Source organism: Caecibacteroides pullorum (assembly GCF_019239235.1).
Lineage (GTDB): Bacteria > Bacteroidota > Bacteroidia > Bacteroidales > Bacteroidaceae > Bacteroides > Bacteroides pullorum.
In genome coordinates, this window is the sequence record NZ_JAAZTS010000029.1 from 1 (window position 1) to 23,727 (window position 23,727).

Annotated in this window: 21 protein-coding genes; 7 read left to right on the forward strand and 14 right to left on the reverse strand. The window is 45.2% G+C overall.

Going from position 1 to position 23,727, the window contains the following annotated elements:
* Positions 1–8: 8 nt before the first annotated feature.
* Positions 9–161, forward strand: a complete 153-nt coding sequence (locus HF894_RS15375; RefSeq protein ID WP_366928000.1) for a DUF3874 domain-containing protein — start codon at positions 9–11, stop codon at positions 159–161.
* 185 nt (positions 162–346) lie between these two features.
* Here HF894_RS15375 and HF894_RS13365 read toward each other — a convergent pair whose 3' ends face one another.
* The 6 genes from HF894_RS13365 to HF894_RS13390 all read right to left on the reverse strand — a co-directional run bounded on the left by HF894_RS13365 (position 347) and on the right by HF894_RS13390 (position 10,389).
* Entirely contained in the window at positions 347–1,882 is a 1,536-nt protein-coding gene (locus HF894_RS13365) for an arylsulfatase (RefSeq protein WP_204973020.1), read from the reverse strand.
* A gap of 17 nt (positions 1,883–1,899) precedes the next feature.
* Positions 1,900–3,753, reverse strand: coding sequence for a RagB/SusD family nutrient uptake outer membrane protein (locus HF894_RS13370; protein ID WP_204973022.1), 1,854 nt, complete (start codon positions 3,751–3,753; stop codon positions 1,900–1,902).
* Positions 3,754–3,839: 86 nt separating this feature from the next.
* Positions 3,840–7,289, reverse strand: coding sequence for a SusC/RagA family TonB-linked outer membrane protein (locus HF894_RS13375; RefSeq protein WP_204973031.1), 3,450 nt, complete (start codon positions 7,287–7,289; stop codon positions 3,840–3,842).
* Positions 7,290–7,498: 209 nt separating this feature from the next.
* Complete coding sequence (locus tag HF894_RS13380) at positions 7,499–8,476, reverse strand: FecR family protein (protein ID WP_204973033.1); 978 nt, start codon at positions 8,474–8,476, stop codon at positions 7,499–7,501.
* 51 nt (positions 8,477–8,527) lie between these two features.
* A complete protein-coding gene (locus tag HF894_RS13385) occupies positions 8,528–9,121 on the reverse strand; it encodes an RNA polymerase sigma factor (protein ID WP_204973035.1) in 594 nt (197 codons plus the stop codon).
* An 86-nt stretch (positions 9,122–9,207) separates the two neighbouring features.
* A complete protein-coding gene (locus HF894_RS13390; RefSeq protein WP_204973037.1) occupies positions 9,208–10,389 on the reverse strand; it encodes a DUF418 domain-containing protein in 1,182 nt (393 codons plus the stop codon).
* Positions 10,390–10,643: 254 nt separating this feature from the next.
* Here HF894_RS13390 and HF894_RS13395 point away from each other — a divergent pair, with 254 nt between their 5' ends.
* A complete protein-coding gene (locus tag HF894_RS13395; RefSeq protein ID WP_021846790.1) occupies positions 10,644–11,036 on the forward strand; it encodes a hypothetical protein in 393 nt (130 codons plus the stop codon).
* A gap of 9 nt (positions 11,037–11,045) precedes the next feature.
* On the opposite strand, the gene HF894_RS13400 is transcribed toward HF894_RS13395, so the two are convergent.
* Positions 11,046–11,771 carry a YgjP family zinc-dependent metalloprotease gene (locus HF894_RS13400; protein WP_317196555.1) on the reverse strand — a complete coding sequence of 242 codons (726 nt, stop codon included), beginning with the start codon at positions 11,769–11,771 and terminating at the stop codon, positions 11,046–11,048.
* A gap of 271 nt (positions 11,772–12,042) precedes the next feature.
* Here HF894_RS13400 and HF894_RS13405 point away from each other — a divergent pair, with 271 nt between their 5' ends.
* A complete protein-coding gene (locus HF894_RS13405; RefSeq protein WP_204973038.1) occupies positions 12,043–12,921 on the forward strand; it encodes a head GIN domain-containing protein in 879 nt (292 codons plus the stop codon).
* Positions 12,922–13,202: 281 nt separating this feature from the next.
* Here HF894_RS13405 and HF894_RS13410 read toward each other — a convergent pair whose 3' ends face one another.
* The 5 genes from HF894_RS13410 to HF894_RS13430 all read right to left on the reverse strand — a co-directional run bounded on the left by HF894_RS13410 (position 13,203) and on the right by HF894_RS13430 (position 17,653).
* Positions 13,203–13,688 (reverse strand): hypothetical protein, encoded by a 486-nt coding sequence (locus HF894_RS13410; RefSeq protein WP_204973041.1) that lies wholly within the window; start codon positions 13,686–13,688, stop codon positions 13,203–13,205.
* Entirely contained in the window at positions 13,678–14,187 is a 510-nt protein-coding gene (locus tag HF894_RS13415; RefSeq protein ID WP_204973043.1) for an RNA polymerase sigma factor, read from the reverse strand. The genes HF894_RS13410 and HF894_RS13415 overlap by 11 nt, the downstream gene beginning before the upstream one ends.
* A 62-nt stretch (positions 14,188–14,249) precedes the next feature.
* Positions 14,250–15,023 carry an acetylglutamate kinase gene (argB, locus tag HF894_RS13420; protein ID WP_021846796.1) on the reverse strand — a complete coding sequence of 258 codons (774 nt, stop codon included), beginning with the start codon at positions 15,021–15,023 and terminating at the stop codon, positions 14,250–14,252.
* A gap of 97 nt (positions 15,024–15,120) precedes the next feature.
* Positions 15,121–17,013, reverse strand: a complete 1,893-nt coding sequence (gene speA / locus HF894_RS13425; protein ID WP_021846797.1) for a biosynthetic arginine decarboxylase — start codon at positions 17,011–17,013, stop codon at positions 15,121–15,123.
* Positions 17,014–17,125: 112 nt separating this feature from the next.
* On the reverse strand, positions 17,126–17,653 hold the full coding sequence (locus HF894_RS13430; RefSeq protein WP_075319236.1) for a shikimate kinase: 528 nt from the start codon (positions 17,651–17,653) through the stop codon (positions 17,126–17,128).
* Between the two features lie 94 nt (positions 17,654–17,747).
* On the opposite strand from HF894_RS13430, the gene HF894_RS13435 reads away from it, so the two are divergent.
* Positions 17,748–18,392 carry a ribonuclease H1 domain-containing protein gene (locus HF894_RS13435; protein ID WP_204973045.1) on the forward strand — a complete coding sequence of 215 codons (645 nt, stop codon included), beginning with the start codon at positions 17,748–17,750 and terminating at the stop codon, positions 18,390–18,392.
* A gap of 31 nt (positions 18,393–18,423) precedes the next feature.
* On the opposite strand, the gene HF894_RS13440 is transcribed toward HF894_RS13435, so the two are convergent.
* A complete protein-coding gene (locus HF894_RS13440; protein WP_204970113.1) occupies positions 18,424–20,262 on the reverse strand; it encodes an ABC transporter ATP-binding protein in 1,839 nt (612 codons plus the stop codon).
* Between the two features lie 79 nt (positions 20,263–20,341).
* Between HF894_RS13440 and pdxB the strand changes: the two genes are divergently transcribed.
* A complete protein-coding gene (gene pdxB, locus HF894_RS13445; protein ID WP_204973047.1) occupies positions 20,342–21,385 on the forward strand; it encodes a 4-phosphoerythronate dehydrogenase PdxB in 1,044 nt (347 codons plus the stop codon).
* Positions 21,386–21,464: 79 nt separating this feature from the next.
* Here the strand turns inward: pdxB and purN are convergent, their stop codons facing one another.
* On the reverse strand, positions 21,465–22,046 hold the full coding sequence (gene purN / locus HF894_RS13450; RefSeq protein ID WP_204973050.1) for a phosphoribosylglycinamide formyltransferase: 582 nt from the start codon (positions 22,044–22,046) through the stop codon (positions 21,465–21,467).
* A 151-nt stretch (positions 22,047–22,197) separates the two neighbouring features.
* Here purN and HF894_RS13455 point away from each other — a divergent pair, with 151 nt between their 5' ends.
* Positions 22,198–22,434 carry an acyl carrier protein gene (locus HF894_RS13455; protein ID WP_021846803.1) on the forward strand — a complete coding sequence of 79 codons (237 nt, stop codon included), beginning with the start codon at positions 22,198–22,200 and terminating at the stop codon, positions 22,432–22,434.
* 24 nt (positions 22,435–22,458) lie between these two features.
* On the forward strand, positions 22,459–23,724 hold the full coding sequence (gene fabF, locus HF894_RS13460) for a beta-ketoacyl-ACP synthase II (RefSeq protein WP_021846804.1): 1,266 nt from the start codon (positions 22,459–22,461) through the stop codon (positions 23,722–23,724).
* The last annotated feature ends 3 nt before the right edge of the window (positions 23,725–23,727 follow it).

Below are 23,727 nucleotides of genomic sequence, written 5' to 3' on the forward strand. Positions count from 1 at the left end.
CCCGCCTGATGTCTGCGGCAGATATTTATGCCATATTAAAAAGGAAGAATCCAGCTGCTTTGAAAGATTGCTCCTGTACTTCGTTCAGCCGCCTGTTGGCCCAGTTGGGACGGAGGGTACACACAAGGTATGGCAATGGGTATTGGGTGAAGAAAATATAAATTGATATAGTCCATAAAAAGCAAAGACTGCCCACTGAACCACTGTAATGGTTGGGGCAGTCTGTTCCTGATACAATCTTTACCTGAATACCATTCCTCCGAGAAAGGAGGCATGACGGTAAAGCCAAACTACGTTCTTAAGAGATTGATTAAAGGTCAGTAGAATTAGGATATCTATCAAAGATTTACCATACAGGTAAATTAAACTGTTGTATCTCAGCCTCTGTATGTTCTGTACGGAAAATCTCCAGTACTCTCTTTATGATTTCAGGATGAGCCGCAGCCACATTATTCTGTTCGCGAGGATCTACGGACAAATCATATAGCTCAACATCCTGATTACCTTTACGAACATTCTTCACGAATGCTTTCCAATTACCCATGCGAACGGCCTTCTGACCACCGGCTTCCGGATATTCCCAATACAGGAAATCATGTTTTTCCTGCTTGTTATCCTCTCCAAGCATAGTAGGAAGCATGCTAATACCATCTGTCGGAGGACATTCCACACCGGCAACATCACACATCGTAGGCATCATATCCCAAAATGCAGAAAGAAGATCGGACTGACTGCCGGCTTCAATATGATTCGGCCAGCAAGCGATCATCGGAACACGGATACCACCTTCACGTAAGGAACATTTGCCCCAACCTGTTTCACTCTTAAACGGTTTGGCACTATCGAAGAACGGAGAATCGGAACCTCCATTGAACGTAGGACCATTATCACTAGTAAAAATTATAAGTGTATTTTCATATAAACCCAATTCTTTCAACTTGGCGACCAAACCACCTATTTGCTCATCCCAATGACTGATCATGGCTGCATAAGTGGCACGAGGATAACGGCAGGGGAAATAGCCCTTATCACCAATATAAGGTTCCTCGTCACCAAATTTCTCAACATAATGCTTAATCCATCTTTCAGGGGCTTGCAGAGGTACGTGAGGAACGGGAGTGGTCCAGAACAAGGTAAAAGGCTCATCTTTGGAACGCTCCACAAAATCCAGTATCTCCTGATACATCAGATCCGGAGCATATTGCTTCTGAACATACTTGACATAACTCTTCTCATCACGCGGATCTGCCCCCTTGTCAAGTTTTGTACCCGGTACTAAAAGATGGTTCTCCAGGTATTCACGCTGCTCATTACGCCACAAGAAAGGCGGGAAATAAGTGTGGGCCTGACGTTGGCAATTGTAGCCATAGAAGAAATCAAATCCCATCTTGTTGGGCGTACTGACAGAACCAGGATAGCCCAATCCCCACTTGCCGATGCAAGCGGTTGTATATCCGGCTTCTTTCAATTTACGGGGAATCATTATTGTATTGGCCGGAACAGGACGTTGTCCTTCCAACGAAGAATCGGCCAACATCGCCTCATGGCTCCAGACTTCTCCACGCTCGGCACACTCGTCATTTCCACGAATATAGGCATGTCCCATGTGCAACCCTGTAAAGAGAGAACAGCGTGAAGGGGCAGAAACGGCCTGACCACTGTAATGGTTTGTAAAGCACATACCTTCTTGAGCCAGACGGTCTATATTCGGAGTCTCAATTTTCTCCTGACCGAAACAACCGATATCTGCACGGCCTAAGTCATCGGCTAAAATGTAAATGATATTAGGTTTCTTGACTTCATTCTGACTCGTACACGAAGCCAAAGTAAGAGTTGCAGGTAAAACACCTGCAACTGCTGTTTTTATCAAAGAACTATTCATACTAACTAAATATTTAATTAATTGGTTTCAGGATAACCCGGGTTCTGTTTCAATTTATCATTCAATACCAAATCCTCAATAGGTAAAGGATACAAATAATATTTATCCAACCAACCCGGATCTGGAATACCCATCTGAGGATTCGTAGCCGTACCATAAATAATAATTCGGCCAGACTCTCCTTTATCCAAAGCCAATGGGAATTTACTGATATCCGGATTCTTTTGATGATATGTATTTTCTACATCACTTTTGCTACTCAAATAAACCCCTTTAGGTACTTTATTTAAATATTCACCTTTCTTCCAACGACGGATATCTCGGAAACGGAATCCTTCTGCCATCAACTCCACACGACGTTCACGACGAATTTCCCATAAAACAGGATCAACATCACTATCACGAGTAGGATCAAAGCCTGCCGTTATTTCTGAAACTTTCATATCAGCAATATGAGCACGCTTACGAAGTTTATTGATTGTAGCATCAGCAACTCCTTGATCAAATCGCCCTAATTCAAATGCCGCTTCAGCATGATTAATCAAAATTTCTCCCATTCGGAATATAGGCGCATCTGTATCAGCTTGCCCTGAAGCAATATTACTAGAAGTATTATAATATTTCCATAAATAATATCCACCCAAAGAATTTACATAAATCTGTCCTAAATTATAACGATTATCAGCTAGATGAGGAACTTCACCAATCATTTTTCCTTCCCACTGAAGAATGGGAAGTTTCTTTTCCGAGCCATCTTCCGTACAAATTTCATCCATCAAATCCAAAAAACGAGAATCCTCAGGGTATTCTGTTCGCATAAAATTCGGATACCATGCAGCTCCTGTGCAAGGCTCTCCTTTGCTATTATATATTCGATAAGGAGGCACTACTGTATAATACAAACGACGATCACGATTTATAAACTCCACATTCATTGGAGCATCCCCTGTTGTCTTATCACCCATAAAGACATCACTGGTATAAATAGGCTTACCATCTGTACAAAGATATGATTTTACCAAATCAGCCGTAGGATGATTACCCAATGCATACGCACGAGTATATCGAATATAAAGATGCCCATAGCCTGAAGTATTCTGATAATCCCTATAAAGAATAATACCTGGCTTTTTAGCTAGGCTCAAAGAATTAAATACAGCATCATAACTAGGAATCAACTCCGTATATTTCTTCATCAACTCAGAAGAAGCGTCAAAACTAGCCTGTAAATATTTATTATATTCTGAATCTGTAGACAGATTATGATACTTTTGCCAAGTGCCTTCAAACAAGCCAAAACGAGAGATTAAAGCGTTAATACAATCTACGTTAATCGTATTTTCACCATCATTTTGATTTCCAATATGATCACGAGCATACTCCAATAACTCTAAAATCTTAGCAGCCAACTCCAATCTAGGAGTAGCAGCTTTATAGAGTTCTTCTTTATCTCCATCTGTAATATAATGTTCCAAATAAGGAACATCACCAAAACGGTCCATTAACCAGAAATAATCTAGAGCCTTAAAGAAATACCCTACACTCCTCCAATGTTCTTTTTGTTCCTCTGTCAATTGTGAACCATCAATATGATCCAACATCAGATTCAATGCACGAATCGTACTAAAATTCCAACCGCCTCCACTAGTAGGAACTACAACCTTATCCCAGGCATATTTATTTGTAGAATTAATAGACAACTGGCCACATGTATTATCCGAATAAGAATCCGTAAAATCAGCATTGTAATTAGAATAATCATAAACCATAAATGAGCGATTCACATAGAACTGCCACATATAAGTTTTAAAATTCTCATTATTTGTAAAAACTGTTTCTACAGTCTGCTGATCAAGCGGTGTACGATCCATAAAGTCATTGTTTAAACAAGAAGAACAAATGCCTAAACAAGCGAATAGAACTATATTCTTAAAATTCATACGATCAATTTTATAGATTAAAAACTTACATTAATACCAAAAGAGAATTGCCTCATCAAAGGATATCCATACATTCCACTGTAAGAATCTCCTGCCATACCAGAAGCTATAGACAAACCACCTACCGATGTATCAAAAGCATCTGGCATATAACCTTTAGGAAGATGATGGAATGTAAACAAATTTTCAGCACTAAAGAATGCACGTAAAGAGGACAAATACATTTTCTTACAAATTGTTTTAGGAACATTATAGCCCAATGTAATATTCTTCAATCGTAAATAAGAGCCATCACGAACATATTTCGTTTGCCTGTTCGTATTACCACCCGTACTCAGTTTTGCTGAGATACGAGGATAAAAGGCATCAGGATTATCCGGTGTCCAATGGTCAAGCATGTATGTTTCTATACCTTTCACATATTCACCTTGCTTGGGGAAGAGAGGGAGCCACATATCACGCTTACCTACACCATTAAAAAAGATAGAAAAATCAAAATCTTTATACTTAGCTGTCCCCGTAATACCATACTGATAACGAGGGGTACGATTTCCAATAACAACTTGATCACCGGGATTAGATATCGTATTATCACCAACATTGATCTCACCACTATTATCTTGGTCAACATATATTACATCTCCCGGATATACTTTCTGTTGTCCTTGTAATAAAGGTATCCCATCTTTTATCGTCCCATCAGGATTGAAATCTGCTTTCGTCAAATAACGATCAGTCTCATATCCCCAAATTTCACCATACTTCATTCCCTCACGAAGAGCCAAATTATCACCACTTGTTAATAGACCTGTTGGATTATAATAATCTGTAATTTCAGAAGTAGAGTCATATAAATTCAATCCTAAAGAATAACTAAAGTCCTTACCAATCTTATCATTCCATGTTACGTTCAATTCCCAACCTTTTGTTCGAAGACTGGCCACATTTCCTTTTGGGGTAGCTGCTCCTAAAACAGAAGGTAAAGGTGTTGTATTGGCCAACATATCTTTCGTGTCACGAATATAATAATCTCCAGAAAGTGATAAACGATCAAAGAGCATCATATCCAAACCTACATTTATGGTGCTTACCGTCTCCCAAGTGAAAGAAGAGCTAACCAAAGCAGGAACCGTAAATGAAGTTACCCAATCAGTCTGTCCTGGTAATATCCATTTAGGCTTTGAGGTATCAATAGTACTAATATACGGATAATAACCGCCAACATTCTGATTTCCAATATTTCCCCATGAAGCTCTTAACTTAAAATTATTTACGACAGGCCGTATATTTTCCCAAAAGCCCTCCTCTGACATACGCCAAGCTGCTGAAAAAGAAGGAAAGAATCCAAACCGATCATTCTTAGGGAAACGAGAAGAACCATCATATCGCCCATTAGCCTCAAACAAATAACGTCCTTTATATGAATAATTTAAGCGGAAAAACAAGCTTCGTAAAGCCAATTCTTGGAACTCATCAGAAGTCTGCATTTCTCCACTTGACTGAGACAAAGAAGGAAGATCTGGATTAATCAATCCCTTACGAGTACCCTGCAACAATTCAAAATGATATGATTCTTGATTAAAACCTGCCATTACAGAAAAATCATGTTGATCAAAAGTTTTCTCATAAGTAGAAAAAACATTAATAATATGTCGCTCATCAAACTGATTTTTCATTGTATAACTACTGGTTCCATTTACCGTCTTAAGCCCCCAATCATTAGAATCCAATGTTGTAACTGTCTTGTTTACAGAACGACTTGACCCCCAGTTGCGATTATACGTATATTCACCTGTTATTGTCCAATCCTTTAACGGTTTTACTATCAAGCGTCCTAATAAGCGAATATTACTTACACGAGTTATTACAGGTTCATGCAATTCAATGGCATGGCGAGGAGTTGAAAAATAATATTCAGTCGGATCATCTTGACTACGGGTTCCTTTTCCAAGTGGGGCCATTGCCATCGTTTCACCTATATTTCCCCAAATATTATAATTACCAACGCTACCTGTAGCCGTTGACATTTCTGTATTTGTATATTTAATATCTGCTTGAGCTGTCAACCAAGAAGTTCCTTCCAAACTAACAAAAGAGCTAGCATTATAACGAGTATAACTATCTTTATCCGTAACTAAAATACCATTGTTATTGGTTGTACCCATAGATATACGATAAGAAGTCTTACTACTACCACCAGCTAACGATACATTATGTTGTTGTTGAAAACCGAAATTAGCCAACATATCATCGTAAGCATCTGTATGTGCCAAATTATAGCGATAACCATCTTCTCCCCAAACATATCCTTCCGGATGCTTACCTTCCAGTTCATATTCATCTAAATATTGTTTCCACAAAGCAACATTTTGACCGCCAAAATAAGTTTCTATCCCCAAATCATCAAAATAAGATAAAGTCTGACGAGGGGTTACCATTTCAGGTCTTTCTGCAACCTGAGAGAATGAGAAATTATTACTATAAGTTACTTTTACTGGCGTATCTTTCTTTCCCTGTTTAGTTGTTACCAAAATAACACCAAAAGCAGCACGAGCACCGTAAATAGCAGATGCAGCAGCATCTTTTAAGACAGAAACACTCTCTATATCATTAGGATCAACCAAATCTAGATCCATAGGTACATTATCAACCAAAACTAACGGCCCCCCCCCATTAATACTGGTTACACCTCGAATATTTGTATTTATACTTACACCTGGTTTTCCCGAATTTTTATTAATCTGTAAACCAGGAATATTTCCTTCCAAGGCTTCCAAAGCTGAACTAACTGGGCGATTTCCAAGAACATCGTCCATTTTAACACTAGCTACAGCTCCTGTTAAATTCACTTTTTTCTGTGTACCATATCCAACAACAACCACTTCATCAAGCATCTCCGTATCTTCTTTCAAAATAACGTTTAAAGAAGATTTTCCATCTATAGGCACTTCCAAAGTTTGAAAACCAATATAAGAAACAGTCAGTTGACCATCTTCTGGCACCTCTAGCGTAAAGTTTCCATCAATATCCGTAATACAGCCAATAGTAGTACCTGTCACCTTAACATTGGCACCAATTATCGACTCTCCACTAGTAGATTTTACCGTACCCGATACACGCTTTGTCTTCGACGGAGAAGCCTGCTCCGCTTTATCACTAATAACGATGGATTTAGAGGAGACAATGGTATACGTCAAATTACGTCCCTTCAAAGCTTCGTTGAGCACAACAGAAACACCGACCTGACGTTTCGAAATGGTAATGTCATTTTTGTCATCCACCAACGTATTCCGATAGGAGAAACGATAGGTAGTCTGTCCCTCAATACTCTTGAAAACTTGCTTCAAGGTAGCGTTCTTCAGCTCGACAGTTACTTTCTGCTCTTGAGCAAAAGCTGTCATAATGCCTATACAGAAGAAACAAACCGCCACGCAAAGCAATCTCTGCAACTTTAATTGATTATTCATGTTTCTTTTCGGTTATTAGATTAATGATTACTGAAAATTAAAAGGTTTAACAAGCTTGTCTATAAGTAAAGACAAGACTAAAGCAAATTCGTACCAAAGAAAACACATGTTAAAGAACATATAAAACAAAAAAATCCTATTCCCGTACATAAAGCTTAAAGCACTATGCTGAGAAATAGGATTTAACCCAATGCTACCCTATCCAATCTTTAGTGTAAATTCACCAACCTTATGGTTCCATCCTTCAACGTGGCCTTCAGATGATACGAGTGTTCGATCACTTCCAATACTTCATTGATATTCGTACGACTCAGAACCCCTGTAAACAAATCATCCTGATAGTTTAATCCTTTTGTCTCTATAGCAATAGACACATGATAGATCTCCTCTATCTCTTCTAGAACCTCCGCAAACGGTACATTACGGAATACCAATTCCCCACGTCTCCAGGCAGAAGCATCTGTGGTATAACTACTTTCCTCAACAGTTACGGTTCCATGTATCTGATCTAAAATTGCTTTCTGATTGGGTGACAAGATAACACCCTGCCCGGTCTTCAAGGATTGGAAACGAACACTGCCTTCCTCCAAAGAAAGTTCTGCTGTGGCGTCGGCTGAACGGGCACGAAGATTAAAAGTGGTTCCCAACACAGATACTTTCAATCCTTTTGCAGTAATGGAGAAGGGACTGGAAGGATTCTTGGCTACACGAAAATAGCCTTCACCATCGAATGCCACCCGACGTTCGTCAGAATTGAAATTGGACAAATTATAAGAAAGGCGTGACTCGGCATTCAACGTTACTTGTGTACCATCCGGCAGAGAAATAGTTACCTGTTCTCCCTTACCTGTAGTGGCCACAAAATCTTTCTGAGAAAGAACGGTATTCTCCTGATACAAATAAACGGTAGCGATCATAAAAAGAGGAAGAAGGACAGCTGCCGCGATCCGAAGCACCTTCCAATAGAGAGGTACAACTCGATGCGAAGGGAAAAGCCGTTGGTCAATCCGCATCTTCAGTTCATCCAAACAATGGGTATCGCTCGAAGAAGCCTCAGCAGACTCCCAAGCTTCACGCAACGAATCCTCCAAACGGTCATCACTCATCGAGTTAACTTCCTCACGCAAACGTCTTAGTTCGTCAGGAGTCAAGTTGTCGTTTCTATATTTTTGTTGCAGTTTATCCATATTGTTCACAGTCTATTAGTAAAGACATTATTTTTGCTTCGACGTACCATGCTAAAGCCATCTATTCACAATATTTAATATCAAGCCTGCCACAGAAAGTACCAGAACCTTGGCAAGTAGTTCACGAAGAGTTTTCAATCCCACGGAAAGTTGATTCTTTACCGTCTGTTCGCTCAACGAAAGACGTTCGGCTATCTCTTTATTGGATAGTTGAGAGAAACGCGAAAGAGTAATGACGCGTTGTTGGGTAGAAGGCAGCCGACGAATGGCATCCTTGACAATCTTTACATATTGTTCGTATTCTACCCGATCACAATCCTCGCCTGCAGACAGTTCATTCTGGTAATCCACATAATCTTCGTAAACAGGAGAATTAAGGGTAGAGCGATAGGCATTGATAACGCGATGTTTAGAAATGGTGAACAACAAAGAATGCAAGGTCTCTTCCTGACGAATGGTTTCACGACTGTTCCATAAAGCAACAAACACATCCTGCACAATCTCCTCTGCATCCTCACGAGATTTGGTATAATGTACGCAATAGGCCAGCAACCGACTGGCATAAAGCTTGTATATCCGGTCGAAAGCTTCCTTAGAGCCACGCTTCAGTTCCGCAATCAATGTATGTTCTCCCTGTAATGTCATTTCATATCAAAGGTATCAAGGCTTAATATCTGCATATACAACGGGCAAAAATAGATTTTTTTAGTTAATCTCAACACATTCTCCTACTAAAATCTCTTAGCTCCCAGCCAAGTCAGCTTCTTCCAGACCCATTCCAACGGTCCTTGCCTGTGACGACTGAGCCACCAGCGGCTGAAAAGGAGCTGAAGCATAAAGATACCCAAAGCTATCAGCAGACAGAGCGTGGCGCCCGTATAGCGATACAACCCCAAACCGAAACCATAAAACAGAGTCACACCGACAATGGACTGAAGAATATAGTTCGTGAGGCTCATCCTGCCATAGGGAATGAACAGACGCTGAAACTTGAAACCCTCTCCTCGATCGTACCAAATCAGAGTGAACAAGCCGACAAGCACCACCATAAGCAAGAAGTTACTGATAGAAGGAAGAGCGATGTCGAGCGGCATGGCCAGCCGTGGGCAACCCTCCACCCAGGCCGGATAGGCACTCCTCACGATGTGGAAAGGTACAAACAGCACGGCAGCCCATAGCACCAGCCACTTCCAACGGCGTATGGAGGCCGGCGTATTCCTGAAGAGTTGCTCCCGACCAGCCACCATGCCGAAGAGGAACAAGCCTCCTATCTGAAAAATGCGACCGTTCTCTATCTGCCACAAGTTGCCGTAAAGCTGGCCGTAAGTGATGTTCGACACGATAACTTCCCACACATTACCCGACTCCATGACAGGCTTGGCCAACTTGGCATAGGTCAACCAATGATTTCCATAATTAAGGAAAGGAATATCCAACAGAGTGCATAGCAAACGAATCCACTCCAAAGGCTGAAGAATCATGATAACAGCCACCGTCAGTACCACGCGGGTGGACAAACGACAAAGAGCCACTAACAAAAGCCCCATTACCGAATAGAGCAACAAGATATCGCCATTGTAGAAAAGAGAATGCAGCTGCGAGAAAAGCAGCAGTAGAAACATACGCCAGACAAACCGCCCCCTGAAAGGCATGCCCCGACGGGCCGCATTGTCGAGCTGAATGAAGAAGCTGAAGCCGAAAAGCAGGGAGAAGGTAGAGAAAGCCTTCCCTGCCAGCAAGAACCAGGTGGTATTCCATACCTCTCTATCTAAGGCCGTTAGCCACTGGGGAGCACTTTCGGGAATGTAATACAGATTGTAATGCTCAAAACAATGTACAATCACAATGGCACACAAGGCCAGGCCGCGCAAGGCGTCGACCACTTCGATGCGGTTTGTCTGTGTCTGATTCATCCTTCTTTTCCGTTAAACGAATACGTTTATATTTTTTAATCTTATGACCTCACATAGAAAAGCAGCGCTTTACGAGGAGGAAAACACCGTTTTCCCTGGTGGAAAGCATTGCTTTCGTTCAGACGCCTAATTTACATAGTTTAATCGTCTGTTGCAAGCGAAAGGTCACGCAAACGAATAATATATTCATCATCCCGCTGAAAATTCGAAGATTATCGGTACATTTGTCACGCAAAAAAAGAAAGAACACTACTATGACCCACCGTCTGAACACCAACAAACAATTCATGATAGGCAACGGCATCCTGGCCTTTGCCGTCATCTTCGTGGTTGTCCTTTTCGTCTACATGAGCATGCGCCTGCAAAATGACGAAAACCGTCGCTATGCCGAACACTATACCGTCTCGCTGGTCAAGGGATTCGAAGGCGACTCCGTATCTATATACCTCAATGACAGCCTATTGCTGAACAAGACCATCGACCGTTCGCCATTCGACCTCGAAGTGCGACGCTTTGCCGAAGAAAGTGCCCTGATGATTGTAGACAATGCGACAGAAAAATTATCACTCTTCGAACTGAGTGAAAAGGGAGGCACTTACCGTTTCGAAAAGGAAGGGGAAACAGTGAAACAACTGCCTCAAGAATAACGTCTGTCTTCACAACGAGGCAGAAAACGCCTTCAGTTCCTGCCTCAGAGCCTCGCATCGACCTTCAGTCAGGCGGTCAAGCATTTCCCAAAACTCCGCACCATGGTTCATAATGCGCGTATGCGTCAGCTCGTGCAAAAGCACATAATCAATAAGGTGTTGCGGCAGGAGCAACAAATAATAGGACAAGTTGATATCCCTGCGCGTAGAGCAACTGCCCCAACGGCCGGAGCTGGAGTTAACCTTTACCTCGTGGAAAGGCAAGCCATGTTGCTTCGACAAGGCATACAGGCGAGGGGGCAACACTAGCTTGGCATTCTTCCGCAAGGCCTCACCTATCACCTTCTTCAGCCAAACTTGAAGTTGGGGATTGGAAAAATCAGTACCTCTTGGACACAGAATCTGCATCATCCCCGGCTCCGAACGTGCCTGAAACTGACGAATATCCCGCTCTACCAAGGTCAGTTTAAAGTACTCCGCCTCAATCCGATAGTTCAAATCTATCAGCTTTTCGCTTCGACGCGCCTGCGTTTCACGCAGACGGGGGCGCAAAGTTTCCAATCCTTTAGTCACATCACTCCACGTTGCTCCCAAAGGGACGGTCACAACAAAACCGCCCTCTACTGCCCGAAATATCAGCCGCCGCGCACGAGCATTGACTCGCACCACGATACTCCCCAGTTCGGCATCCGTAACCGATTGGCCCGTCATGCATCGTTGTTTGCCTTCCATCATCCTTGCCTCTATTGAGTTTCGACTGCAAATGAACAAACTTCCGCACAAAACCACAAAACTTTTGTGCACAAAAGCGAACACACTGTCCGATTATGAACAATCCATATTTTCATTCGCCACTCATAATCAAACAATTACATTTTTGGTACGATTCTTGCACCTACGAAAACAGAAAATAAAAACAAAAAAAGACGCCAGCCGTTGCAACGTTCGGCAGCCGGTTTTCGTCTAATAAATAAAGCAAGAAAATAACATTTAAATATCGACGAATATGAAAAAGTTTACAACACTTACCTCTATCTTCCTACTAACAACCGTTTTGAGTGCCTGCGCACAATCGTATAGTCACCATTTCAATTCAGGCAACAGTTGGCTGGGCGGCAAGGAAGTCAAAGCAAGTAAAAACTACGTGACCAAACGAATCAAGGTTAGCGACTTTGACCAGATAGCCGTCAGTGGTAGTCTCGACGTCACCTATACACAGCAATCGGGCAAACCAAAAGTGGAAATCTATACATCAGACAACATTGTCGACCTGCTCGACATTTACGTCAAGAACGGCAAACTGAATCTGGGGTTCAAGAAGAACGTGAAGGTGTCCTACAACAAACTGGAGATCCGAGTAACATCAGAAGATCTGAATGCAGTCAACGTAGCAGGATCGGGCGACTTCAAATTCACCAACGGACTGAAAACCGACCAACTGAAGATGAACGTAGCAGGATCGGGCGACATTACGGCAAGCAACATACAATGTTCGCAAGTATTTACAGCCAACGTAGCAGGTTCGGGCGACATCGAATGCAAACAGCTTAAAGCGGCCGACATGGATATCTCTGTAGCAGGATCGGGTGATCTGAAGATTGAAAACGCTCTAGTTACGTCAGCCAATGCAAGCGTAGCAGGATCGGGCACCGTGAAAATCAGCGGCAATGCCGACAAAGCCAATTATAGTGTGGCTGGATCAGGCGACCTCTATGCCAATGACTTCAAAGTACAAAACATATCAGCCAGCGTAGCAGGATCGGGCGATATCAAATGCCATGCTGTAGAACATTTAAAAGCACGTGTCAGCGGAAGTGGAACCATTGGCTACAAAGGAGATCCGGAGTTAGACTATCCTGAGAAGAAAAAGGTATATAAATTATAACAACAACTAAACCGACAAATTCTCTCTGACCTCTGCCTACAGGCAGACAAAACTCTCTAACATGTGAAGGAAGGCACACTTAAGGTTGCCTTCCTTTACTTTTTTATACAAATTACCATAAAAATAAAGGGACGCTGCATCACGCGGCATCCCATTTATTTTTAGTTAGTTTTTATAAGATTTTGAGAGAATTGAAACTTCACAGCCTCAAGTCGTTTTAATAAAGCACACTAACTATTTTTTAAAGCAAATGAAAATGTATATTTAAAAACAATGAAAATTCATCTTTTTTCGGTCTCCCCTTTCTTGTCAACACGAGCCAAACTATCCATTAGTTCTTTTTCATGACTATCTGCCGGATTACCCGAAAGTGCTACTGAAGGTGTAGACATCTGTTTCCCAATCGTATCAAGAGAAACGACTCCTGCATTATTATCAAAAACAGAGTGTTGCATGACATTGCCCAATGAAAACATCAAGGCTATCACTGCAGCCGCCTTAAACAACGGCATGAAACGTGAGGATAATGTCATACGACGAGCTTTGACAACAGGTACTTCTACCTGCGCCAGCACCTTCTGGTCGAAATCCTCGCCCAAGCCGTCTTGTTGCAGGAACTCCTGATATACGAACAGATCCTTGTAACGGAGCAAGTGTGCCGGCACATCTTCGTTATTGAAAAACGAACGAAGCTGTGCTTCCTCTTCTTGGGAAGTATCGCACTGCCAATAACGTTCCAATAATTGTTCTATATAATTAGAGTCCATAATTATCTATATCTATAAATTTCTGTTTTACCTTTTGCCTAGCTCTGAACAAGTTTACTTTGACCTGCTCTTCCGTCAACCGTAAGGCAGCAGCTATCTCTTTATAACTCTTACCCTCCACGTCACGCAATTGCATAATCAATCGTTGCTTCTCAGGCAATTCACCGACCAATCTGTGCACGAGTTTCAACCGTTCCTTGTTCACCAATCGATCATATGGGCTTGATGCATCAGGCGTCTGTTCTGCTTCTATGGTCAGTTTCACCGTTTGCGAGTCTTTCTTCTCACTGCGGTCGATTGCCAAGTTGCGAGCCACTGTTAGACAATAAGCCTCTACCGACCCCAACTCATCCCATTCATCACGCTTATTCCAGACACGTATCATCGTCTCCTGCACAATATCCTCCGCCTCTGCTCTGTCGAAAGTTATCCGCAGAGCCAACCGAAAGAGTTTATCTTTCAGCGGAAGAATATCTTTGCGAAAGTCGATTTTCTGCATCTTCTAATGAATTGACGGTTCAGCAGGATAAAAGTTACAGTAGATAGTTACTTTTTTTCAAATTATTTTCGGATACGGGTACCTCCCTGTTCGTTGATAGCTGATGCTAAGGTAATTACGACCTCGGACACACCTGCTTCCAAGGCCTCAAAAGAGTTCTCCAGTTTGGGAATCATGCCACCTTGTATCACACCGTCAGCTACCAATTGATGGAATTCAACCTGATTGATTGTAGGGATAACGCTGTCATCGTCGTTCTCATCGCGTAACACACCTTTTTTCTCGAAACAATAAACCAAAGTGACATCAAACAAGGCTGACAAAGCCTTGGCTGTTTCGCCCGCAATGGTATCAGCATTGGTATTGAGCATGTGGCCTTCTCCATCGTGGGTCAAGGGAGCCATAACAGGCACTACACCTTTGGCTATCAAATCGCCCAGCAGCATAGCATTGACTTGTTTTACATCGCCCACAAAACCATAGTCGATGTCTTTCACTGGGCGTTTTACAGAACGAATGACATCCATGTCGGCTCCTGTCAATCCCAAGGCATTGACACCACGTGCCTGCAAACCAGCCACAATGTTTTTGTTTACCAGACCACCATAGACCATCGTTACAACCTTCAGCGTCTCGGCATCGGTAATGCGGCGACCGTTCACCATGTGACTCTCGATACCCAGTCGTTCAGCCAGTTTCGTAGCCGAGCGACCTCCACCGTGTACCAGCACTTTGTATCCTTCAATGGCTGCAAAGTCGTCCAACAATTTATAAAGGGTAGTTTCCTCCTCTACAATCTTGCCGCCTACTTTGATGAGTGTGAGTTTCTCTTTCATTATTTTAATATATATGTTATTTACCACAGAGGACACAGAGTAACACAGAGCCTCATTCTCCTCTGTGTTACTCTGTGTCCTCTATGGTGATAAATTGTTATTCCAAATAAGTATATCCGTATAGACCCGAACGGTAATTAGCCAGGAATTCCTTGCCTTCCTCAAGCGAAATGCGTCCTTCCTTGACGGACTGAGTTACCCATGTCTCAAGTTTACGCACCAGCTTCTTAGGATTATACTGTACATAGTCAAGCACCTCGGCCACCGTCTCACCGTCGATGAGTTGGTCGATGGAGTAGCCCTTGGAGTTGACAGAAACATGCACGGCATTCGTATCACCGAAGAGGTTGTGCATATCGCCCAAGATTTCCTGATAAGCTCCCACGAGGAAGACGGCCACGTAGTAGTTTTCCTTGTCACGCAGGGAGTGCAAAGGCAAGGTCGTGGCATCAGGACGGGAAGTGACGAAGTTGGCAATCTTGCCATCGGAATCGCACGTCATGTCCTGAAGCGTAGCCTCGCGGTCGGGTTTCTCGTCCAGGCGCTGGATGGGCATGATGGGGAACATCTGGTCGATGGCCCACGAGTCGGGTAGTGACTGGAAGAGTGAAAAGTTGCAGAAGTACTTATCTGCCAACAGCTTGTTCAACTTACGGAACTCCTCAGGACAGTGTTTCAGCCCACTGGCAATGGAGTTGATTTCACGGCAAATACTCCAATAGAGTTTTTCTATTTGGGCACGGGTATTCAGATCCACGATGCCGTGGCTGAAAAGGTCGAGCGCCTCCTCGCGTATCTGCTGGGCATCGTGCCAGGGTTCGAGCATGCTGCGCTGGCTCAGGTTGTCCCAGATGTCATAGAGTTCCTTCACCAGCTCGTGGGCATCCTCACCTGGCTCCCAGTCGTCGTCCATCTGCGGCAGGGAAGCCGTCTCCAGCACCTCGAAGATGAGGACGGAGTGATGGGCAGTCAGACTGCGCCCCGTCTCGGTGATGATGTTGGGATGCTGGAAGCCATGCTTGTCGGCCGCATCGACAAAGGTCGATACAACGTCATTCACATATTCTTGTATAGAGTAGTTCACAGAGCTTTCGCTGTTGCTGGAGCGGGTACCGTCGTAGTCCACCCCCATACCGCCGCCAGTATCGACGAACTCGATGTTGAAGCCCATCTTGTGGAGCTGCACGTAGAACTGCGATGCCTCGCGCAGGGCGTTCTTGATGCGGCGTATCTTGGTAATCTGGCTGCCGATGTGGAAATGAATCAGCTTCAGGCAATCCTTCATGTCCTTCTTCTCGAGGAAATCGAGGGCTTCGAGCAGTTCGCTGGATGTCAGGCCGAACTTGCTGGCGTCGCCGCCGCTCTCTTCCCACTTGCCACTGCCACTAGAAGCCAGCTTGATACGGATACCAATGTTAGGACGCACCTTGAGTTGCTTGGCCATTTTAGCGATGAGGTTCAGTTCGTTCAGTTTCTCAACGACGAGGAAGATACGCTTGCCCATCTTCTGGGCCAGCAGAGCCAGCTCGATGAAGCTCTCGTCCTTGTAGCCGTTGCACACCACGAGCGAGTCGGGGTCGGTATTGACGGCAATGACAGCATGCAATTCGGGCTTCGAGCCTGCCTCCAAACCGAGGTTGAACTTCTTGCCGTGGTTGATCATCTCTTCCACAACGGGACGCATCTGGTTCACCTTGATGGGATAAATGATGAAGTTCTCACCCTTGTAACCATACTCTTCGGCTGCTTTTTGGAAACAGCAGGACACCTTCTCTATGCGGTTGTCCAGTATGTCGGGAAAGCGCACCAGCATGGGGGCCGTCACATCGCGCAGCTGGAGCTCGTCGACCAGTTCTTTCAAATCGACTTCCACACCATCCTTACGAGGAGTTACTACAACATGCCCTTTCTCGTTGATACCAAAGTAGGAAGTGCCCCAACCAGTAATGTTGTACAGCTCTTCCGAATCTTCAATACGCCATTTTCTCATTCTTCTGTAACTTAGCGGTTTTTATTAGGTTTGATTATTTAGTGGACAAAAATACACATAAATCCTGTAACAGCATCTTTTACGGACGAAAATACATACGAAAGACAAACTTTTACAGCTCCAACAAACGACGCAAGCTGCTGACCGACTCTGCTATCTGATGACGGTCCTCCAGACGACTGCCGTCAAAACGATAACGGGCCTGCCCGTAGAAAGAGCGTCGACCGTCCAACGCACCCTCAATAAAGGTACGAAGTTCTTCATCCGTCTTGCCTTGCAAAATGGGACGTTGCTGAGTTGCTACACGCAAGCGACGAAAAAGCACCTCGACAGGAACATCAAGAAACACGGTCTGCCCCTGACGATTCATATACTCCATATTGTCGAAAAAACAAGGCGTGCCGCCCCCCGTAGAAATAACGACATCCTCAAACTCGCCTGCCTCGTGCAACATATTACGTTCCAGCTGGCGAAAGCCATCCTCACCTCGCTCATGGAAGAGATCGGAAATAGAACGATGGAAACGTTCCTCGATATACCAGTCGAGATCGATAAAGGTCAGTCCCAATTCGCGAGCAAAGGCCTTTCCAAGGGTTGTCTTTCCGGCACCCATGTAGCCGGTCAAAAAGATGCGTATCATATCTATTACAGTAACAGCCTGTGGTTTGTGGACAAAGATAAGCAATTCTGCAATGCGCAGAGCCAGAAACAGAAAATATTTGTACCTTTGCCACATGAGCAAGAAACAAAAATATTACGTGGTATGGGCAGGCATCATGCCCGGCATCTATGACAGCTGGACGGACTGCCAGTTGCAAACCAAAGGATATGACGGTGCCCAATTTAAATCGTTCGACACGCTAGAGGAAGCAGAGCACGCCTTCGCCTCATCACCCAATGCCTACATTGGACAAAAAACTTCGACAACAGGACGTCCTCAAAAGATAGCCAGAGATGACGGTGAATTTTCACCTGAAGTCGTAGAAAACAGCCTGGCCGTAGACGCTGCCTGCAGTGGCAACCCTGGTCAGATGGAGTATCGTGGCGTACACGTAGCCTCACGCCAACAAGTATTTCATTATGGCCCCGTCTACGGCACAAACAACATCGGCGAGTTCCTGGCCATCGTCCATGGATTGGCCCTGCTGAAGCAAAAAGGACTAAACATGCCTATCTATAGCGACAGCCGCAATGCAATCAGCTGGGTGAAACAAAAGAAATGCAAGACTAAGCTTCCTCGCGAACCACGTACAGAAGCCCTGTTCCAACTTATAGAACGGGCAGAGAAATGGCTACACGAAAACTCCTACACCACTCCCATCCTAAAGTGGGAAACCGACCGTTGGGGCGAAGTACCAGCTGACTTTGGGAGGAAATAGTTCCAAGCTATCTTACTTATTCACTCTTTTCTCAACTTAGCGACTGCATATCATTCAGTCGCTTGTAGTATCCGTTCAGAGCGAGCAGCTCCTCGTGGCGACCACGCTCCACAATCTCACCTTCGTAGAGGACACAAATCTCGTCAGCGTTACGAATTGTAGAGAGACGGTGGGCTATAGCGATAGTGGTACGTGTCTTCATCAGACGTTCCAAAGCCTCCTGCACCAGACGTTCACTCTCTGTATCAAGAGCCGAGGTGGCTTCATCAAGGATGAGGATTGGCGGATTCTTTAAAATGGCGCGAGCAATACTGATGCGCTGGCGCTGCCCGCCAGATAGCTTACCACCACGGTCACCGATATTGGTATTGTAGCCATCGGGCGTCTCCATGATGAAGTCGTGAGCATTGGCTATCTTAGCCGCGGCAATGACCTGCTCCATCGTAGCCCCCTCTACTCCGAAAGCGATGTTATTGAAGAAAGTGTCGTTGAAGAGAATAGCCTCCTGATTGACATTGCCGATAAGAGCACGCAGATCACGGATGCGCACATCCTTTATGTTGGTACCGTCAATCAAAATCTCACCCTGCTGCACGTCGTGATAGCGTGGCAAGAGGTCGACCAACGTCGATTTACCCGAACCCGACTGCCCCACCAACGCAATAGTTCGTCCGCAAGGTACGGTCAGATTGACATGTTTCAGCACCTCGCGCCGTCCGTCGTAGCTGAAGCTGATGTCGCGGAACTCAATCTGATGCTCCAGCCCCTTCAATTGCTTCGGATGATCAGGCTCCTTGATGGGATTTTCGGCCAGCAATATTTTGTCGATACGCTCCATCGAAGCGAGTCCCTTCGGAATGTTATAACCTGCCTTGGAGAATTCCTTCAACGGATTGATGACACTATAGAGAATAACAAGATAGAAGATGAACGACGGAGCATCGATAGCCGAACTGTTGTTCAAAATAAGTGTACCTCCAAACCACAAAACAATGACAATGAGGCACGTACCCAAAAATTCACTCATTGGATGGGCCAAAGCCTGACGCGTGGCCACGCGGTTGATTGCATCTCGATAGTCATTGCTGCACTTATCGAAACGCTCTTCCATCTTCTTCTCGGCAATGAAAGCCTTGATGATGCGCAAGCCACCCAACGTCTCCTCCAGCTGGGACATCGTGTCGCTCCACTTGCTCTGTGCCTCGAGCGACTTCCGCTTCAGTTTCTTGCCTACAGTACCCATCACCCAACCCATGGCCGGCACTACAAGCAGTGTGAAAACGGTCAGTTGCCAGCTGACAGCAATCATCGTGGCGAAATAAACGATAATCAGAATGGGATTCTTGATGAGCATATCCAGCGAACTGGTGACGGACGTCTCCACCTCGGTCACGTCACCACTCATGCGGGCGATAATGTCTCCCTTACGTTCTTCAGAAAAGAAAGCTAGCGGCAAACGCAACACCTTATTGTAGACCTGCCTACGGATATCGCGCACCACGCCCGTACGGAGCGGTATCATCACGGCCGAAGAGGCAAAATAGGCCAAGGTTTTCAGCAGCGTCATCACGGCCAGGAACACGCCCAAAATGAGCAACGTCAGCGAAGCACCCTGATCGGCAATCAACTGAGACACGCCATAATAGAAGTTATTTACCGCCACGTCTTTCAGCCCCATGCCGGTCGTATCCCAAGGAATAAACTCATAGACCCTCGTGTCCATCTTGAAGAGAATCTGCAAGATAGGAATAATCAGCGTAAAAGAGAATATATTAAGGAAAGCCGACAGCAGGTTGAGAAACAGCGCCCAAACAAGGTATTTCTTGTAGGGCGGCACGAAACGTCGCAGCAGTTGGAGGAATTCTTTCATTATCGTCACATTTAATATATAGGTGGACAAAGGTAGTGAAAAAAACGTTACCTTTGCCAACCTAAAACAAAGAATACACATGAAAGTAATTGTTGACGATAAAATACCCTTTATCAAAGAGGCTTTGGACACCTTGGCCGATGAAGTGATCTATGCCCCTGGCAAGGACTTCACCCCTGAACTTGTCAGGGATGCTGATGCTCTGATCATCCGCACCCGCACCCGTTGCGACCGTCGCCTGTTGGAAGGAAGTCGCGTGCGTTTCATCGCCACCGCTACCATCGGCTTCGACCACATTGACACGGCTTATTGCCAGGAGGCAGGCATTACGTGGCAGAATGCTCCTGGCTGTAATTCAGCCTCCGTGGCCCAATACATGCACTCCTCCCTCCTGCTCCTCCAACGCCAGAAGGGCTTCCGACTAGAGGGCAAGACGCTGGGTGTCATCGGCGTGGGCAACGTGGGTACAAAGGTAGCGCAAGTAGGCCGCGAACTAGGCATGCGTGTCCTCTTGAACGACCCTCCACGTCAGGAGAAGGAAGGAGGAAACCTCTTCTCTCCACTGGAGCAACTGATGGAGGAATGCGACGTGCTGACCTTCCACGTCCCCCTCATCCGCGAAGGAGCTCACAAGACTTTCCACCTGGCCGATGCAGACTTCTTCGGCCGCCTGAAGTGCCGCCCCGTCATCGCCAACACCTCACGAGGCGAAGTCATCGAGACACAAGCCCTGCTCCATGCTCTGCAGACAGGACAAGTGAGCAACGCCATCATCGATGTTTGGGAAAACGAACCTAACATTAACCTCGACCTACTCGACCGCGTCTTCATCGGCACACCCCACATCGCAGGTTACTCGGCCGACGGCAAGGCAAACGCCACCCGCATGTCGCTCGACGCGCTGTGCCGCTTCTTCCACATCGACGCCCATTACCACATCGAACCACCCGCACCGCCCCAGCCCCTCATCGAGGCCCATGACCTGACAGAAGCCAGCCTCGCCATGTACGACCCACGGCGCGACGACCAGGCCCTGCGCCTCCACCCCGAGCTCTTCGAGAAGCTTCGTGGCGACTATCCCCTGCGACGCGAACAAGGAGCCTTCCAAGTGAAATATATCTAAGCAAAAAAGAAAAGGCTGTTTTCCTTCGACGAAAACAGCCTTTTCCTTCCAGGAAAGCGATGCTTTCCTCTTCATATATCTACTTATCTATCTCAGCCAACAATCTTTCGATGACCTGCGGATAATGTTCGTACTCCAACGCATGCACCCGCACCGCCACATCTTCTGCTGTATCCTTTGGAAAAACAGGGCAACGGAACTGGGCAATAATGTCTCCCTCGTCATAATGTTCGTTGATATATTGGATAGTGATGCCACTCTCGCGTTCGCCTGCCTCCACGACGGCCTGATGGACACGATCGCCGTACATACCTTTGCCACCAAACTTAGGCAGGAGCGAAGGATGAATATTTATGATACGTTGTGGATAAGCATGCAACAACGCATCGGGCACCTTCGCCAGGAAGCCAGCCAACACAATGAAATCCACCCGATAGTCGGCCAAAAGCTTCAGAACTTCTTCGCCAGTCGTCCACTTCTCCTTACTTATATAAATACAAGGAACATGTAAATTCTCCGCCCGTTTGAAAACATTCACATTCTGACGGTTAGACACGACCAACACCACTCCGCCTTCTCCACCTTTCTCTTGGAAATAACGGATGATGTTTTCGGCATTCGTACCATTGCCTGAAGCCAAAATTGCAACATTTTTCCCCATAAAACCTCCTTATTTTTGCACAAAATGCTATTTTTTGTGCAAAAAATAGCATTTAATTCGTCAAATATTTGCTCAGAACAATAAATATTCATTCCTTTGCAACGCAAAATTAAAGAAATAAACTCAAATTATTAACTAAAAACTTAAAGTTATGTCTGAAATTGCATCAAGAGTGAAAGCGATTATCGTCGATAAATTAGGCGTAGAAGAATCAGAAGTTACAAACGAAGCTAGCTTCACTAACGACCTGGGAGCTGATTCTCTTGACACTGTAGAACTTATCATGGAATTCGAAAAAGAATTCGGCATTTCTATTCCTGACGATCAAGCTGAGAAGATTGCTACCGTAGGCGACGCCGTATCTTACATCGAAGAGCACGCTAAGTAATTTTTATCCATCAGTTTTTAGAACATGGAATTAAAAAGAGTTGTAGTAACAGGTCTCGGTGCCATTACCCCCATTGGTAACAATGTCCAGGAATTCTGGGACAATCTTGTCAATGGAGTTAGTGGGGCGGGACCTATTACTCATTTCGACGCATCATTATTCAAGACCCAATTTGCCTGTGAAGTGAAGAACTTCAATGCAAATGAATATATCGACCGCAAGGAAGCCCGCAAGATGGACCTGTACACTCAGTATGCCATCGCCGTGGCCAAACAAGCCGTTACAGACTCTGGTCTTGAAGTCGAAAATGAGGATTTGAACAGAATTGGTGTTATATTCGGCGCCGGTATCGGCGGTATCCGCACATTCGAAGAAGAAGCAGGCAACTATGCACTGACAGGCAAGGAAAACGGTCCCAAGTTCAATCCGTTCTTCATCCCCAAGATGATTTCGGACATTGCGGCCGGACAGATTTCTATCCTATACGGTTTCCACGGACCCAACTATGCTACGTGCTCGGCTTGCGCTACTTCGACCAATGCCATTGCCGATGCATTCAACCTGATCCGTCTGGGCAAGGCCAACGCCATCGTAACAGGTGGTTCGGAAGCTGCCATCGCCGCTTGCGGCGTAGGCGGATTCAACGCCATGCACGCACTGTCCACCCGCAACGACTCACCCGAAACGGCATCACGTCCGTTCAGCGCCAGCCGCGATGGCTTCGTAATGGGTGAAGGAGGTGGTTGCCTCGTGCTGGAGGAACTGGAGCACGCAAAAGCGCGCGGCGCCAAGATTTATGCTGAGGTAGCTGGTGTAGGCATGTCGGCCGACGCCCATCACCTGACAGCATCACACCCCGAAGGATTGGGAGCCAAACTCGTGATGAGAAACGCTCTGGAGGATGCAGAGATGCAACCCGAACAGATTGACTACATCAACGTACACGGTACATCCACTCCGGTGGGCGATATTTCGGAAGTTAAAGCCATTCAGGAAGTATTCGGCAAGCACGCCTACGAACTGAACATCAGCTCGACCAAGTCTATGACAGGTCACTTGCTGGGTGCAGCAGGTGCCGTAGAAGCGATTGCCAGCATCCTAGCCATCAAGAATGGCATCGTACCTCCGACCATCAACCACACTGAGGGTGACAACGACGAGAACATCGACTACGACCTGAACTTTACGTTCAACAAGGCTCAGAAACGCGAAGTCAACGCAGCCTTGTCCAACACCTTTGGTTTTGGCGGTCACAACGCTTGTGTCATCTTCAAGAAATACGCAGAGTAAGGT

Bases quoted from the DNA above. Each gene is read 5' to 3' on its own strand.
- HF894_RS13440 (WP_204970113.1), bottom strand. From the start codon at position 20,262: ATGAAAGAATTCCTCCAACTGCTGCGACGTTTCGTGCCGCCCTACAAG.
- HF894_RS13385 (WP_204973035.1), bottom strand. From the start codon at position 9,121: ATGACATTACAGGGAGAACATACATTGATTGCGGAACTGAAGCGTGGC.
- HF894_RS13405 (WP_204973038.1), top strand. From the start codon at position 12,043: ATGAAAAAGTTTACAACACTTACCTCTATCTTCCTACTAACAACCGTT.
- HF894_RS13390 (WP_204973037.1), bottom strand. From the start codon at position 10,389: ATGAATCAGACACAGACAAACCGCATCGAAGTGGTCGACGCCTTGCGC.
- HF894_RS13365 (WP_204973020.1), bottom strand. From the start codon at position 1,882: ATGAATAGTTCTTTGATAAAAACAGCAGTTGCAGGTGTTTTACCTGCA.
- HF894_RS15375 (WP_366928000.1), top strand. From the start codon at position 9: ATGTCTGCGGCAGATATTTATGCCATATTAAAAAGGAAGAATCCAGCT.
- speA (WP_021846797.1), bottom strand. From the start codon at position 17,013: ATGAGAAAATGGCGTATTGAAGATTCGGAAGAGCTGTACAACATTACT.
- HF894_RS13375 (WP_204973031.1), bottom strand. From the start codon at position 7,289: ATGAATAATCAATTAAAGTTGCAGAGATTGCTTTGCGTGGCGGTTTGT.
- HF894_RS13370 (WP_204973022.1), bottom strand. From the start codon at position 3,753: ATGGATCGTACACCGCTTGATCAGCAGACTGTAGAAACAGTTTTTACA.
- argB (WP_021846796.1), bottom strand. From the start codon at position 15,023: ATGAAAGAGAAACTCACACTCATCAAAGTAGGCGGCAAGATTGTAGAG.
- HF894_RS13435 (WP_204973045.1), top strand. From the start codon at position 17,748: ATGAGCAAGAAACAAAAATATTACGTGGTATGGGCAGGCATCATGCCC.
- pdxB (WP_204973047.1), top strand. From the start codon at position 20,342: ATGAAAGTAATTGTTGACGATAAAATACCCTTTATCAAAGAGGCTTTG.
- HF894_RS13380 (WP_204973033.1), bottom strand. From the start codon at position 8,476: ATGGATAAACTGCAACAAAAATATAGAAACGACAACTTGACTCCTGAC.
- HF894_RS13455 (WP_021846803.1), top strand. From the start codon at position 22,198: ATGTCTGAAATTGCATCAAGAGTGAAAGCGATTATCGTCGATAAATTA.
- HF894_RS13395 (WP_021846790.1), top strand. From the start codon at position 10,644: ATGACCCACCGTCTGAACACCAACAAACAATTCATGATAGGCAACGGC.
- HF894_RS13400 (WP_317196555.1), bottom strand. From the start codon at position 11,771: ATGATGGAAGGCAAACAACGATGCATGACGGGCCAATCGGTTACGGAT.
- HF894_RS13430 (WP_075319236.1), bottom strand. From the start codon at position 17,653: ATGATACGCATCTTTTTGACCGGCTACATGGGTGCCGGAAAGACAACC.
- HF894_RS13415 (WP_204973043.1), bottom strand. From the start codon at position 14,187: ATGCAGAAAATCGACTTTCGCAAAGATATTCTTCCGCTGAAAGATAAA.
- purN (WP_204973050.1), bottom strand. From the start codon at position 22,046: ATGGGGAAAAATGTTGCAATTTTGGCTTCAGGCAATGGTACGAATGCC.
- HF894_RS13410 (WP_204973041.1), bottom strand. From the start codon at position 13,688: ATGGACTCTAATTATATAGAACAATTATTGGAACGTTATTGGCAGTGC.
- fabF (WP_021846804.1), top strand. From the start codon at position 22,459: ATGGAATTAAAAAGAGTTGTAGTAACAGGTCTCGGTGCCATTACCCCC.